The 13283-nt window shown below is 38.5% G+C and carries 11 protein-coding genes; 5 read left to right on the forward strand and 6 right to left on the reverse strand.

The features are described from left to right. Window positions 1-64: 64 nt before the first annotated feature. Window positions 65-1297, reverse strand: coding sequence for a bifunctional glutamate N-acetyltransferase/amino-acid acetyltransferase ArgJ (gene argJ, locus MCO_RS00305; RefSeq protein ID WP_007551868.1), 1233 nt, complete (start codon window positions 1295-1297; stop codon window positions 65-67). A 131-nt stretch (window positions 1298-1428) separates the two neighbouring features. Beyond that, window positions 1429-2382 (reverse strand): peptidylprolyl isomerase, encoded by a 954-nt coding sequence (locus tag MCO_RS00310; protein WP_007551869.1) that lies wholly within the window; start codon window positions 2380-2382, stop codon window positions 1429-1431. Window positions 2383-2800: 418 nt separating this feature from the next. Here MCO_RS00310 and secA point away from each other — a divergent pair, with 418 nt between their 5' ends. The 4 genes from secA to prmC all read left to right on the forward strand — a co-directional run bounded on the left by secA (window position 2801) and on the right by prmC (window position 8091). After that, window positions 2801-5518: a preprotein translocase subunit SecA gene (secA, locus tag MCO_RS00315; RefSeq protein ID WP_007551870.1), complete on the forward strand. Its 2718-nt coding sequence runs from the start codon at window positions 2801-2803 to the stop codon at window positions 5516-5518. Beyond that, the gene (locus tag MCO_RS00320; RefSeq protein WP_007551871.1) at window positions 5457-5954 is read left to right on the forward strand and encodes a Fur family transcriptional regulator; all 498 of its coding nucleotides are present in this window, start codon (window positions 5457-5459) and stop codon (window positions 5952-5954) included. Before secA ends, MCO_RS00320 begins: the two co-directional genes overlap by 62 nt. Window positions 5955-6148: 194 nt before the next feature. After that, entirely contained in the window at window positions 6149-7228 is a 1080-nt protein-coding gene (gene prfA / locus MCO_RS00325; RefSeq protein WP_007551872.1) for a peptide chain release factor 1, read from the forward strand. Further along, complete coding sequence (gene prmC / locus MCO_RS00330) at window positions 7225-8091, forward strand: peptide chain release factor N(5)-glutamine methyltransferase (RefSeq protein WP_007551873.1); 867 nt, start codon at window positions 7225-7227, stop codon at window positions 8089-8091. Before prfA ends, prmC begins: the two co-directional genes overlap by 4 nt. Here the strand turns inward: prmC and nrdF are convergent. The 4 genes from nrdF to nrdH are packed head-to-tail and all read right to left on the reverse strand — an operon-like array spanning window position 8088 to window position 11828. Beyond that, window positions 8088-9062, reverse strand: coding sequence for a class 1b ribonucleoside-diphosphate reductase subunit beta (gene nrdF, locus MCO_RS00335; protein ID WP_007551875.1), 975 nt, complete (start codon window positions 9060-9062; stop codon window positions 8088-8090). The two genes, prmC and nrdF, sit on opposite strands and share 4 nt — an antisense overlap. Window positions 9063-9073: 11 nt before the next feature. Then, window positions 9074-11224 carry a class 1b ribonucleoside-diphosphate reductase subunit alpha gene (gene nrdE, locus MCO_RS00340; RefSeq protein WP_007551876.1) on the reverse strand — a complete coding sequence of 717 codons (2151 nt, stop codon included), beginning with the start codon at window positions 11222-11224 and terminating at the stop codon, window positions 9074-9076. Continuing rightward, window positions 11206-11604 (reverse strand): class Ib ribonucleoside-diphosphate reductase assembly flavoprotein NrdI, encoded by a 399-nt coding sequence (nrdI, locus tag MCO_RS00345; RefSeq protein ID WP_007551877.1) that lies wholly within the window; start codon window positions 11602-11604, stop codon window positions 11206-11208. The genes nrdE and nrdI overlap by 19 nt, the downstream gene beginning before the upstream one ends. Continuing rightward, window positions 11604-11828 carry a glutaredoxin-like protein NrdH gene (nrdH, locus tag MCO_RS00350; RefSeq protein ID WP_007551878.1) on the reverse strand — a complete coding sequence of 75 codons (225 nt, stop codon included), beginning with the start codon at window positions 11826-11828 and terminating at the stop codon, window positions 11604-11606. Before nrdH ends, nrdI begins: the two co-directional genes overlap by 1 nt. Window positions 11829-12528: 700 nt before the next feature. Between nrdH and MCO_RS00355 the strand changes: the two genes are divergently transcribed. Next, window positions 12529-13281 (forward strand): ABC transporter ATP-binding protein, encoded by a 753-nt coding sequence (locus MCO_RS00355; protein ID WP_007551880.1) that lies wholly within the window; start codon window positions 12529-12531, stop codon window positions 13279-13281. Window positions 13282-13283: the final 2 nt, after the last annotated feature.

Here is a 13283-nt window from a genome sequence, read left to right on the forward strand (position 1 = left end):
ATTAAAATATTTCATCCTCTTGAAAAATATACAGATATGCGATGTCAAATTTATGGTATATTGGTCAGCTTCTGTAATCGCCATTGATCATAACGTACTCCTTCGTCAAATCGCAAGACCAAACTGTCGCCTTACCACTGCCTAAACCAATATCAACGCGAATTACTATATTTTTTCCTTGCATATAAGCGCCTATTATTCCTTCATTATATTTAGGATCACGTTCACCATTGAAAGCCAAACGATGTTCACCAAACCAAATCGTCAATAGATCACGATCGACTTCAACACCTGCCTTACCAATTGCCATAACCACTCGCCCCCAGTTAGCGTCCCCACCAGCAATTGCTGTTTTTACAAGTGGTGAGTTTGCAATTGATAGAGCAATAATCTTCGCAGCATTATCTGTTGTTGCACCAATCACATTAACTTCAATTAAATGACGAGCACCTTCACCATCACAAACAATCTGTAATGCAAGCTCATGCAAAAGCGCGCTCAAGTGCTTTAAAAATACCTCATAACGCGGATCGGATTTATGGGTAATGCAGGGAAAACTTTCTTTTCCTGTCGCAAACATCATGAGTGTATCTGATGTTGAGGTATCGCTATCGACAGTAATCGAATTGAAAGAACCCTGAACCGCTTCAGATAACATGGATTGAAGTATATCCGAAGAAATTTTTGCATCACTCACGACAAAAGAAAGCATTGTTGCCATATCTGGTGCAATCATACCCGCACCTTTTGCAATCCCATTAATGGTAACAGTCTTGCCCCCACAATCAAATCTGCGCATAGCAAGTTTTGGAAACGTATCGGTCGTCATAATGGCTTTTGCAGCCTCCAACCAATTCCCTTCTTCTGCTGTCTCCGCCATACTTGGCAAAAGATTCACAATACCCGATGCATCCATTGGCTCACCAATAACACCCGTAGAGGCTATAAAAATTTCATTTTCTTTAACCTTTAAAGCGCTCGCTGCTGCACACATAATTTCATTTGTTGTGCGCCTTCCTTTGCTCCCCGTAAAAGCATTTGCATTCCCAGAATTAACAACAACACCCCTCGCAACCCCGTGAGGAAGCGAAGCACGGCAATGTTCCACAGGAGCAGACGGGCATTTTGAACGCGTAAAAACACCCGCCACACTTGCTGGCTCATCGAATATGATGAAAAGAAGGTCTGTACGATCTTTATACTTAATCCCAGCTTCAGCTGTTGCTATCCGCACACCAGATAATGGCGGAAGCTCTTGAATGTTTTGAGGAGACAAAGGAGATATTTTAGAAGCCACTGTATACTTTCCATAAAAACAAATAAAATGAATAATTGTGGATAAATGATCTCTCCTAAACAACTGCTAGACTTTTTGAATAAAACTAATCTAATCATCCAGCAAAGATACTGTCCGATTCTCCTTCCTCACTATTCCGTGTCTTCTTCATCAGATGTCTCATCCGAAAGTAGCGTCCCATTTTGATTAAGTGATTGCATGAGTTTTGTAACATTAGGGTCAGGGTATTTCACATCTATCTTGCTGCGCAAATCAACAATCAGTTTTTGGTAGCGCTCTTTTATCAGCTGTGTACGCAATACCTCTTTAACATCATCAAATACAGGAGGTTGTTTCAAACGGCGATCTTCCACCTTAATAACATGCCAACCAAAAGGGCTTTCAATGGGCTTTGTAGTGTATTCTCCAACTTTCAAGCCAAACGCAGCATCTTCGAAAGGCTTAACCATTTGACCATGACTAAAATAACCAAGATCTCCCCCAACAGCGGCGGAACCATCTGTTGAACTCTTTTTTGCAATCTCTTCAAAACTTTCTCCCTTATTTAAACGCTTAATGACAGCTTCTGCTTCTTTTTTTGTTTTAACCAAAATATGACGTGCTTTAACTTCATCTTCTTTGGGTAAAGCAGCAACTTCTTTATTGTAAAGAGCTTCTAAATCGGTATCAGAAATCTGGTCAACAATCGTCTGTTTAAAATAAAGTTGCTGCAAAACATTGTCACGCATAACTGCCATACGTTTATCATAAGCTTCAGTTTTATCGATACCCTTGTTTTTTGCTGCTTTAGCAAGCGCCTGCATATCTAAGTAAGCTTTTAACACCATTATACGGCGTTGTTCATCAGTAAAGCGCCCTAAATTAGGATTTATTTCAAGCGCTAATTCATCTAATTGTCCTGCGGTAATATCCTTCCCATCAATAACTGCCATAACATGAGAGGGAGCAACTGTCTTTTCAGAGGCTTTCTCCAAAATCTTTAAATCATTCGACGGTGAATTCAAACTTTCTTGAGCTATCACCCCTGAACTTATGCTCGTCACTAAGGTTGATGCCAAAAACAGCGTGATAAAGTTGAATTTCATAAATATACTCCTTAAAAATGAAGGCAGGTTTAAGATCCTTATTTTCTTTGATCGTGACATTTTAATCTCTAAACATAAATAAATCAGTAATTTTATTTTAAAAAGGATAAACTCGTCCTTTTATCTCAGTTTATTCTATCCTATCTAATGCTCATAGAAAACATGATAATATAGAAAAATGACGTATTATATCCCAAATTACTTTGTGTTGTTTTAACCAAATAGCATTACCAAAGTTGACACAGTGCGCTTAGCCTCTTATCTCTACTTTACAATTAAAATAAAAAATTGCACACCAACAAATATAACGGTACCCTTTGCATCCAGTTATATTAAATGCCTTGGGAGTTGCAGAAATATGGGGATAGCATATGGGTTACCCAACAGAGGTAACAACAATTAAGAGAAAGGGCTAGGGATGGTCGGTTTAGGTGTCTTTGCGCGTAAATTTTTTGGTTCAGCTCATGAGCGACGTCTCAAAATGCTTAGCCAAAAAGTTGTACAAATTAATGCTTTAGAAGAACAATTCGTGAAATTAAGCGATGCACAACTCTGCCAAAAAACTGATGCATTTCGTAATCGTCTCATAGAAGGTGAAACCGTTGATTTGCTTCTACCAGAAGCTTTTGCAACTGTTCGTGAAGCAGCAAAACGTGTTTATGATATGCGCCCTTTTGATGTACAGCTTATTGGTGGAATGGTTCTTCATGACTGCGGTATTGCTGAAATGCGCACCGGTGAAGGTAAAACATTAATGGCAACTCTGCCAATTTATCTCAATGCATTAGAAGGAAAAGGCGTTCACGTCGTTACGGTAAACGATTATCTTGCTAGTCGTGATGCTGAAACAATGGGAAAAATCTTCAGTTTTTTGGGGTTAACAACCGGTGTGATTCTGCATGATCTTGATAATGATGCACGCCGAGCAGCTTATGCATGTGACATCACCTATGCAACAAATAATGAATTGGGCTTTGATTATCTGCGTGATAATATGGCTTTTGATCGTAGTCAAATGGTCCAGCGTGGGCATCATTACGCAATTGTTGATGAAGTTGATTCGATCCTCATTGATGAAGCACGAACTCCCCTTATTATTTCTGGTCCTCTAGAAGATCGTACCGACTTCTATAACCTTATTGATACATTTATTCCTGCCTTAATACCAGAAGATTATGAGATAGACGAAAAACAAAAAACAACAACTTTTACCGAAGTTGGTACTGAAAAAATCGAACAAATGCTCGAACAAGCCGGACATCTTAAAGGTGAAAGTCTTTACGACATAGAAAATGTTGCTATCGTCCATCATATCAATAACGCCCTAAAAGCCCATAAGTTGTTTGTCCGTGATAAGGATTACATTGTTCGCAATGGTGAAATTGTTATCATTGACGAATTTACAGGTCGTATGATGCCAGGACGGCGTTATTCTGAAGGGCTCCATCAAGCCCTAGAAGCTAAAGAGCATGTTGCTATTCAACCAGAAAATCAGACCCTTGCTTCCATCACTTTCCAAAATTACTTTCGTATGTATAGAAAATTGTCTGGGATGACTGGAACAGCCGCAACAGAAGCCGAAGAGTTCCGTAATATTTATGGTCTTGAAGTTGTAGAAGTTCCCACAAACTTACCAGTACAGCGTTGTGATGAAGATGATGAAATCTATCGAACAGCAGAAGAGAAATATCGTGCTATTGTACATGATATTCGTCAAGCACATGAAAAAGGACAGCCTATTCTTGTTGGAACAACTTCTATTGAAAAATCAGAACAATTAGCAGAACGTTTGCGCAAAGAAGGCATTAGTGATTTTAGAGTCTTAAATGCCCGCTATCATGAGCAAGAAGCCTACATTATTGCACAAGCAGGGGTTCCTAGAGCTTTAACCATCGCAACCAATATGGCTGGTCGCGGTACTGATATACAGCTTGGTGGTAATGTTGAAATGCGTATCCGGCAAGAATTACAAGATATACCTGATGGAGCAGAGCGGACAGCTAAAATTGAAGAAATTAAAAAAGATGTTCAACAACTCAAAGAAAAGGCATTAGCTGCTGGTGGTCTTTACGTCATCGCTACTGAACGTCATGAGAGCCGTCGTATTGATAACCAGCTGCGTGGACGTTCTGGACGTCAAGGTGATCCTGGCCGTTCCAAATTTTTTCTTTCTCTTCAAGATGATCTCATGCGTATCTTCGGCTCCAATCGTATGGATGGCATGTTGCAAAAGCTTGGATTGAAGGAAGATGAAGCTATTATACATCCATGGATTAATAAAGCCCTCGAGAAAGCGCAAAAAAAAGTTGAAGCACGAAATTTTGAAATTCGTAAAAATTTGTTAAAATATGACGATGTCATGAATGACCAACGCAAAGTTATTTTTGAACAGCGTATGGAAGTTATGAATGCAGACGATTTAACAGACATGATCCTTGAAATGCGCAATGAAGTAGTCGAAGATCTCGTAGATGCCTATATCCCATCTGGAACATATTCTGAGAAATGGAATGTGAAAGCACTACAAGAGGAAATTCATCAACTCTTCAATCTTGAGCTTCCAATAGAAGAATGGGCAAAAGAAGATGGAATTGCTGAAGAACAAATTTTAGAACGCATATCAGATGCTGTTACTAAACTTGAAAATGAACGTACTGAACGCTACTCTCCAGAAGTTATGGCTTATTTTCATAAAGCTATATTACTTGAAACCATTGACATGTTATGGCGTGAACATCTGGTAAGTTTAGACCATTTGCGTTCTGTCGTTGGTTTTCGTGGTTATGCACAACGGGATCCTCTCAACGAATATAAAACGGAGTCATTTGAACTTTTTCAGAACATGCTTAGAAATTTACGCAGAATCGTTACTTCTAAACTTATGCGTTTCGAAATCGTTCAGCAATCCACAGAACCTCTCAACCTCGAGCAAACAGATGCTGGTAACTCCGCTCCAAATGATCAAGGTGAAGAAAATGCCCCAATCTTGTGGGCACAAACACAAGAAAATAGAATTGTTAACCCAAAAGACCGTGACCCAAAAGATGTGACCACTTGGGGAAAGGTTGGACGTAATGAGCGTTGTCCTTGTGGTTCAGAGAAAAAATACAAACATTGTCATGGCGCCTTTGTTTGAAAAACAAATAATTAAGAAGATGAATAAAAAGCGAAACTATGAGCAGGAATTACGCACTGCAGGTTTAAGGGTAACACGTCAAAGACGCATTATTCTTGATATTTTGGCCGACACAAATGACCATCCAAATGCGTTTGAGATTTTTCAGCGCGCTCACAAAATAGATTCTAGCGTTTCGCTTTCAACCGTTTATAGAACTATGAAAATATTAGAAGAAAACGGGACAATTCATCGCCATACTTTTAGTGGTGGGCCATCTCGTTTTGAGCAGGCAGATGGGCAACATCATGATCATCTCATTGATATGGAAACAGGGCAAGTTATTGAATTTCATTCCGATATCATTGAAAAACTGCAAGAGGAAATTGCTAAATCTCTTGGCTATGATATTATTCACCATCGCCTTGAACTTTATGGGAAAAAACGCAATTTTTAAAGTGACGGTTTCGCACATATAATCAAAAAACCTTCTATGCAAACCAAATTTTGCACAGGTTCTCCTTAAGAACCTACAGTTTTCATTGGCAAGAAAGCTTTTCTGCTTTATTACTCCTTTTTATATGATGCTATAAAGTACTCAATCATCAATATTACAATAAAATTATTATAACAAATTAGGCCAATATTATCATGGTTTCTTTGCCACAAGATCGTATGAGACAGCTTGAAAAGCGCTTTGAAATAATTGAAAGCCAAATGGCTAAAAACCCAAATGCTGAAACTTATGTAAAATTAGCTTCTGAATATGCAGAATTACAGCCAATCGTTACCTCGATACGAACGTTAAATGCTCTCCACACGGAAATAACAGAACTCGAAACTATTATCAGTGATAAACTAACAGATACAGAGATGCGCAACCTTGCCCAAGAAGAGCTACCATTATTATATCAGAAAATGGAACAACTTGAGCAAGAACTTCAAATTCTTCTTTTGCCTAAAGATGTTGCTGATGAAAAAAGTGCCATTGTTGAAATTCGAGCAGGAACAGGGGGATCAGAAGCAGCACTTTTTGCCGGTGATCTTTTTCGCATGTATGAACGTTATGCCGCTTCTCATAACTGGAAAGTTGAAGTCGTTTCGCTTAATGAGGGAGAAGTTGGTGGATATAAAGAAATTATTGCAACCATTTCAGGCAAAGGTGTCTTTTCTAAACTGAAATTTGAATCAGGCGTTCATCGTGTACAACGCATCCCTGAAACAGAAACAGGTGGACGTATCCATACATCTGCAGCTACCGTTGCAGTGCTTCCTGAAGCTGAAGAAATTGATATTGAAATTCGTCCAGAAGATATTCGTATTGATACGATGCGTGCCTCTGGAGCAGGAGGACAGCATGTCAATACAACTGATTCTGCTGTTCGTATTACGCATATTCCAACGGGAATTATGGTTGTACAAGCAGAAAAATCCCAGCACCAAAACCGAGCACGGGCACTTCAAATTCTACGAGCGCGCCTATTCGATATCAAACGACAGAAAGCGGAAAGTGAACGTTCAGCTTCTCGTAAAAACCAAGTCGGTTCTGGTGATCGCTCAGAACGTATTCGTACCTATAATTTTCCGCAAGGACGTATTACGGATCATCGTATTAATCTCACTCTATATAAACTTGACCGCGTATTAGAAGGAGATCTTGATGAAATTATTCATGCACTCATATCCGACCATCAGACAGCTCTCCTTATGGAAATGGACAATCATGGATGAACAAGCATTCTCTCAACAATACCATCCAAAAAACTCAAGAAAAATTACGCAGCCAAGGAGTTTCTGAAGCCAATCTTGATGCAAAAATACTCGTCGAATGGATAACAGGTACAAACACATTTGATAGAATTCTCCAACCAGATCTGTGCTTGTCTTTTGAGCAAAGGACACAATTAAAAAACGCTATACGACGACGTATTGCTGGAGAACCAGTTTACCGTATTATCGGAAAACGAGAATTTTATAGCATATCCTTCGCATTATCTCACGATACATTTGAACCACGTCCCGACACAGAAACACTGGTAGATCTTGTTTTACCTCTCCTCAAAAAACAGGGTGAAAAATCAGGAAAAACAACATTGCTTGATATGGGAACAGGAAGTGGCGCTATTGCCATTGCGATTCTCAAGCAAATTCCCCAATCTTATGCCATGGCTGTCGATATTTCTGAAGATGCTCTTAAAACCGCCACAAAAAATGCAAAAAATGCGGATGTTATACACCGTTTTACACCTCTTCTTAGCGATTGGTTTGATTCTGTTATAGGTCAATTTGATCTTATTATTTCCAATCCACCCTATATTCCGGAGACAGATATCAAAAACCTTGCAAAAGAAGTACGTCTGCATGATCCACTGCGCGCACTGATCGGTGGAAAAGATGGCCTTGATTTTTATCGAAAGCTCGCTCGTAAAGCAAAAAAACACTTAAAAAACAACGGTTATATTGCTGTTGAAATCGGCCACTCTCAAGAAAAAGAAGTCTGCGACTTATTTGAAAAGAATGACTTCCAATGTCTAGAAATGCGCAAAGACTTAAGCGGTATACCTCGTGCACTTCTTTTTATATGCAATCATTAAAATTCCCAATCATCATCTGTGGTAGCAACCGCCTTACCAATAACATAAGAAGAACCAGACCCTGAAAAGAAGTCATGATTTTCATCTGCGCTTGGTGACAAAGCTGCTAAAATAGCAGGATTAACACGACAAACCTCAGGAGGAAAAAGAGCTTCAAAACCCAGATTCATTAAGGCCTTGTTTGCATTATAATGAAGAAAAACTTTAACATCTTCTGTCAATCCAAGTGCATCATAAAGATCTTCAGTGTATTTGCACTCAATATTATAAAGGTCGAAGAGTAAGTTAAAAGCAAAATCTTTAATTTCCTGCTTTTGAACGTCATCAAGTTTTGCAAACCCCAATTGAAATTTATAGCCTATATAATAACCATGTACAGCCTCATCACGGATAATAAGCCTAATAAGATCAGCTGTATTAGTCAATTTAGCGCGGCTGGCCCAGTACATAGGCAAATAAAAACCAGAATAAAATAAAAAGCTTTCCAACAGAGTTGAAGCAATTTTTTTCTTTAGCGGATTATTCGCTTCATAACGCTCAAGCACTAATCTAGCCTTTTTTTGCAAATGATTATTTTCTTCTGACCACCTAAACGCATCATCAACTTCTACTGTCGAACATAAAGTTGAAAAAATAGAGGAATAAGATCGTGCATGAACCGCTTCCATGAACGCAATATTCGTCAATACTGCCTCCTCGTGCTCTGTTATTGCATCAGCCATCAGTGAAATGGCTCCTACGGTATTTTGAATCGTATCTAAGAGAGTTAATCCAGTAAAAACACGAATCGTCAACTTGCGTTCTTCCTCTGTCAAACTTGACCACGAAGGAATATCATTAGAAAGAGGAACTTTTTCAGGTAACCAAAAATTCCCAGTTAAACGATTCCATACTTCAAGATCTTTCTCATCATGCAATCTATTCCAATTAACAGCACACACAACAGGATTTTTGGTTGTAATCTTTGTCATATGATTATCTCCTATAGACTGCACGAAACACAGCCATCCACCTCTGTTCCACTCAACGCTACTTGCCGCAACCGTATATAATAAATACTCTTTATACCTTTTTTCCAAGCATAAATTTGTGCGCGATTAATATCACGCGTGGTAGCAGTATCAGGAAAAAACAACGTTAATGAAAGACCTTGATCAACATGCTGCGTGGCAGCAGCATAGGTATCAATAATTTTTTCAGGACCAATTTCATAAGCATCCTGGTAGAAATTTAAATTTGTATTATCCATGTAAGGAGCAGGATAATAAACACGCCCAATCTTTCCCTCTTTGCGAATCTCAATTTTTGAAGCAATCGGATGAATAGAAGATGTTGCATGATTAATGTAGGAAATAGACCCTGTAGGAGGAACAGCCTGCAGATTACGATTATAAAGTCCGTATTCAATGACTAAATTCTTGAGTTCCTGCCAATCTTTTTGGTCTGGTATAACGATATTATTTCGTGCAAAAAGCTCCCGTACAAGCGCAAATTGCGGCTTCCATTCTTTCTCAATATATTTTGCAAAAAAACGACCATCTGCATAAGCTGATTTCTCAAACCCTGCAAACATTTCCTGACGTTCGCGTGCAATTAAATTGGAAGCACGTATGGTATGGTATACAACAATATAAAAATAAATATTGGTGAAATCTATCGCTTCTGGAGATCCATAATAGATCCGCTCCCGCGCTAAGAATCCATGCAAATTCATTTGTCCCAAACCAATTGCATGACTTTCGGCATTACCCTTCGCAATGGAAGGAACACAAGCAATATCACTCATATCAGAAACTGCAGTAAGAGCACGAACAGCAGCTTCCACCGTCTGCCCAAAATTACTGCTTTCCATCGCTTTTGCAATATTCATTGAACCAAGATTACAGGATATATCGCTACCAACAGTGCGATAAGTTAAATCCGTTTCCAGTTCACTTGCCTCATTCACCTGCAATATTTCTGAACATAAATTGCTCATACTTATACGCCCTGCTATCGGGTTAGCTCGGTTGGCAGTGTCCTCAAACAAAATATAGGGATAACCTGATTCAAATTGGATTTCTGCTAATGTCTGGAAAAAAACGCGTGCACTTATTTTCTTCTTACGAATCTTTGCATTATCAACAAAAGAGCGATAATGATCCGTCACAGAAATATCGCTAAAAGGTTTACCTGTAACGCGCTCAATATCATAAGGTGAAAATAGATACATATCCTCATTATTACGTGCAAGCTCAAAAGTAATGTCAGGAATAACCACACCAAGCGAAAGCGTTTTAATCCTGACTTTTTCATCAGCATTCTCGCGCTTTGTATCCAAAAACTTCATAATATCTAAATGATGTGCATGTAAATAAACAGCACCAGCCCCTTGCCGTGCACCAAGTTGATTGGCATAAGAAAAGGAATCTTCCAAAAGTTTCATGACGGGCAATACACCTGAAGATTGATTTTCTATTTGCTTAATTGGTGCCCCTGCTTCCCGCAAATTTGTCAAACAAAGCGCCACGCCCCCACCGCGTTTCGAAAGTTGTAAAGCTGAATTAACCGAACGACCTATTGATTCCATATTGTCTTCAACACGTAACAAAAAACATGATACTAATTCGCCACGTTGCTTTTTCCCCGCATTCAAGAATGTCGGCGTTGCGGGTTGAAACCGACCTGTAATAATTTCATCCACAAAAATTTCAGCAAGTGTTTTATCTCCTTGTGCTAAATATAAAGCAACAAGACAAACACGATCCTCATAACGCTCAAGATAGCGCTTTCCATCAAAAGTTTTCAATGTATAGCTCGTATAGTACTTAAATGCGCCCAAAAAAGTGGGAAAGCGAAACTTAAATGCGTAAGCGCGTTTAAAAAGTTTTTTGATAAAAGAAAAATCATAAAGCTCAAATAAAGCCTTTTCATAATAACCTTCTTCTATCAAATAATCTATTTTTTCCTTAAGATTATGAAAAAAAACCGTGTTTTGATTAACATGTTGGAGAAAATACTGTCGTGCCGCAAGCCGATCCATATCAAATTGGATATGTCCATTTTCATCATAAAGATTGAGCATTGCATTCAGCGCATGATAATCCATGATCTGACCAGACTTCTGTGATTGTTCTATACCGATTGTTTCCAAAATCTTTCCAATCCCTTCTTCACACAAATAATATCTTCGTCAGTTCCACGTAACTCAAAACGATACAGACAAGGCACAAAACATTTTTCAGCAATAATTTTACTCGCTAAATTATAATAGCGACCAAAATTACGATTCCCACCGCCAATGACACCACGAATAAATTTGCGGTTCTCTATCTCATTGAGGAAACGAACAACCGCTTTCGGCACAGCACCTCGCCCTTCACCATCTGCATATGTAGGAACAGCTAATACATAAGGCTCATCAATTAACACAGATAGAGGGGTTTTATCAATCTTGAGGATTCGTTGATCAAGTTGAGAGACAAAATGTTCAGTATTACCCGTTGCACTCGAATAATAAACAATAAGACCCATTAAACACAAAGACCACTAATCATATCCGGTCTAAAACCAGACCAATGATTTTCACCACAAACGACGACAGGAACCTGACGATAGCCCAGAGATTGAACAAAACTGTATGCTTGTTCATCACGGGAAATGTCCACAACACGATAATTAATGCCCTTAGCATCAAAGGCGCGACGCGTAGCGTCACATTGAACACAAGATGGTTTGCTATAAATAGTGATTGGCATTTTCTCCAACTTTCATAATTTAAAAAAACATCCCTCAAAGAGTTAATTATAACAACTCTAAGATACTCAAAAATAACAAAAAACAGTAATCGTACGCAAATACGTGTAGCTAAACGTTCGTTCAAATAACACGAAGCTTCCTAGACGTAACGGCCTCATCAAATAACTGAAAAGTTAAGACAGAAATAAAAGATTATCCCATAACTTAAATGACAAAGCCCCTCAGCTATCAAACAATCCTTTGCTCGCATTACAATGCCCTCCTACTGTCTAAAAAACTATCCCCTCTAACGCTTTCAATAGTCGTTCCCCAATACTTTAGTTTTGCTTTCATACAAAAATCAACTCACAAAAACGAAAGGGAATCCCCCCGATAGAGGCATCCCAGTAGAAGAAATACTACTCTACCCTTGGTCAATAAACTCTTCGCGATTACATTATGGAAATAATTCAGACACCAAAAGAAACACACTATACCCTCACTTGTGCTTATTTAGAATCACCAATCATTCTGATACTATATATAGTATACACCCCCTCTCTTTCGTCAAGGAAAATTCAAACATTATTTTGAATTTTCCACGATCTTCCCACCGAAATGCTTAGCTCCCAAAACATATGTAATAATATAACATTTTGTTGACAAATGTTATATTATTACATATGTTACTGCGGTAAATAAGCAAAGGTAGTATAGATTATGGGGCTGCATTTTGATAATGCAACATTAGGCTATGTAAATAGAATAGCTATAAAGAATTTTTCAGCAAAATTAAAAGCCGGTTCGTTAGTTGCAATAACAGGTGATAATGGTGCTGGAAAATCTACACTGCTGAAAACTATCGCCGGTTTGATTAAACCTATCAGGGGTAAAATTATAAAACCAAAGAAAAGTCGAATTGCTTATCTCGCTCAGCAATGTGATATAGATCAAACATTTCCAATTGATGTAGAAGCACTTATAAAAACGGGACTATGGTCTTTTTGTGGATTGTGGAAAAACCAGCGCCCTTATTATTCTAAAATTCAGAATGCACTTGAAATGGTTGGGCTCACGACACTCGCCACCCGTTCACTTGACACATTATCAAGTGGCCAATTACAACGTGCACTTTTTGCACGTATTATTGTACAAGATGCCGATATTATTTTGCTTGATGAACCTTTCAATGGTGTAGATTGCAATACTCAAAAAGATCTTCTTGCGTTGATAGTCCACTGGCAACAACAAGGACGAACAGTTCTTACTGCACTCCATAATCCACTCATTGTACAAGAATATTTTCCTCATATGATTCATATTAATAAACAAAACGCCTTTTATGGAGAAACAACACAGTTTTTCCATGACAATATTCATCACTTTATATCACCCATCACATCTAACTCTTTTCATATCAGCGTACTAAAACGGCATCTTCCTCTCAATGATTCTCACTCTATTAGGCTATAATA

The sequence above is a fragment of the Bartonella sp. DB5-6 genome, assembly GCF_000278115.1.
Lineage (GTDB): Bacteria > Pseudomonadota > Alphaproteobacteria > Rhizobiales > Rhizobiaceae > Bartonella > Bartonella refiksaydamii.

Coding starts and splice junctions, on each gene's coding strand:
- MCO_RS00310 (WP_007551869.1), bottom strand. CDS start 2,382: ATGAAATTCAACTTTATCACGCTGTTTTTGGCATCAACCTTAGTGACG.
- secA (WP_007551870.1), top strand. CDS start 2,801: ATGGTCGGTTTAGGTGTCTTTGCGCGTAAATTTTTTGGTTCAGCTCAT.
- MCO_RS00320 (WP_007551871.1), top strand. CDS start 5,457: ATGAGCGTTGTCCTTGTGGTTCAGAGAAAAAATACAAACATTGTCATG.
- prfA (WP_007551872.1), top strand. CDS start 6,149: ATGGTTTCTTTGCCACAAGATCGTATGAGACAGCTTGAAAAGCGCTTT.
- prmC (WP_007551873.1), top strand. CDS start 7,225: ATGAACAAGCATTCTCTCAACAATACCATCCAAAAAACTCAAGAAAAA.
- nrdF (WP_007551875.1), bottom strand. CDS start 9,062: ATGACAAAGATTACAACCAAAAATCCTGTTGTGTGTGCTGTTAATTGG.
- nrdI (WP_007551877.1), bottom strand. CDS start 11,604: ATGGGTCTTATTGTTTATTATTCGAGTGCAACGGGTAATACTGAACAT.
- nrdH (WP_007551878.1), bottom strand. CDS start 11,828: ATGCCAATCACTATTTATAGCAAACCATCTTGTGTTCAATGTGACGCT.
- MCO_RS00355 (WP_007551880.1), top strand. CDS start 12,529: ATGGGGCTGCATTTTGATAATGCAACATTAGGCTATGTAAATAGAATA.